A 1,717-nucleotide genomic window follows, 5' to 3' on the forward strand; every position below is an offset into this window, starting at 1 on the left:
TACTGTATGTTCTGATTGTAGTTTCGATACAACCCACTAAAGCTGGATCGCCATCACCAATAAAAGCAACGGTCGGAGTTGAACAGGCATCCGCTTCATCCGTCACTACAGCTATATCAGCAGCAGGGAAAGTTCCGTTGCAACCGATAAGAGTAATGGCAGCAGGATTAGAAGCTGTCGGAGCTGTTGTATCGATCGTTCTGATTAAATTTTGAGTCACATTGATTGTGTTTCCACACGCATCCGTTACACTGTATGTTCTGATTATCGTTTCGATACAACCCACTAAATCAGGATCGCCATCACTAACAAAAGCAACGGTCGGAGTTGAACAGGCATCCGCTTCATCCATCACTACAGCTATATCAGCAGCAGGGAAAGTTCCGTTGCAACCAGTAAGAGTAATTGCAGCAGGATTAGAAGCTGTCGGAGCAGTAGTATCGATCGTTCTGATTAAATTTTGAGTCACATTGATTGTGTTTCCACACGCATCCGTTACACTGTATGTTCTGATTGTCGTTTCGATACAACCCACTAAAGCAGGAGCGCCATCACCAACAAAAGCAACGGTCGGAGTTGAACAGGCATCTGCTTCATTCGTCACTACAGCTATATCAGCAGCAGGGAAAGTTCCGTTGCAACCAGTAAGAGTAATTGCAGCAGGATTAGAAGCTGTCGGAGCAGTAGTATCTTCGATTTTGATAGTTTGATTAGCGGTTGCTTTATTACCGCAAGCATCGGTAACCGTCCAAGTTCTAGAAATAATTTTATCTCCAGAACATGAAGCTGGGGTCAAACAAACACTTTTAAAGTCTATACTGCCATTGACACTAGCCTGTTTTCTTGAATAAATAAACCAAGTACCATTCATTATTCCAGTAAAATTTTCAAAACTGGTTACATATGAAGTTAATCCAACGATTGTATTCGGGGAAGTAGTTGCTCCGTTTGGAGTGAAGTTTTGACTAACACCATTTTGAACAAAATTACTGTTGTTCCATTGTGTATAACTAGAACTATTTGGATAAAATACCGGTAGGTATAATTCTTTTGTGTTTGATGTTGTATCATCGCATGCTCCACCGGCACAATATGGACCTACTAAAATTATTCCTTGGCCGTTCGGGGCAACTAAAGTAAATTCAGCTCTTCCTTTTCCTTGATTTGTTTCGAACGCTAAAGCAATTTTTTCAATGCTGCTTGCTGATAAACCATCAAAACCTGAAACGGTAAATGGGAAATAATTACCATTTCCAGCATTTATTGATCCATTATCTGGTGAATTTCCAAAACAATCAGTATCAGCATAGCTTACAGTTGGATTAGAATCACAAGTATCATTTATGTTTGTTACACTACCTGTTACAGATGGGGCAGTATTTGTTGTGCAATTCTCACCACTACTAAGAGTGATGTTTGCTGGTGGTGTAAAAGTAGGAGCAGTATTGTCTTGAACGTTTATTGTTTGTGATTTTGTTGAAGAATTACCACAAGTATCAGTAGCCGTCCAGGTTCTGGTTACTGTATAAGAACCTACACATTGACCTTGAGCTGTTACATCGTCAAAAGTCAAAGAAACAGTTATATCGACATTGTCCGTTACAGTTGCTTGTGCAAACTCAGGTTTTAAAGGGCAATTAATTGTTGTTTCATTTGGTAATTGACTAATTACAGGAGGTGTACCATCTCCATCATTTATGCTTACTTGTGTAGTAGC

The 1,717-nt window shown here is 39.8% G+C and carries 1 protein-coding gene; it reads right to left on the reverse strand.

Annotation, left to right across the window (positions count from 1 at the left end):
* On the reverse strand, positions 1-1,717 hold a 1,717-nt coding region (locus E0I61_RS16360), incomplete at both ends, for an HYR-like domain-containing protein (protein ID WP_449404230.1).

The sequence above is a fragment of the Flavobacterium ranwuense genome, from assembly GCF_004349315.1.
GTDB lineage: Bacteria > Bacteroidota > Bacteroidia > Flavobacteriales > Flavobacteriaceae > Flavobacterium > Flavobacterium ranwuense.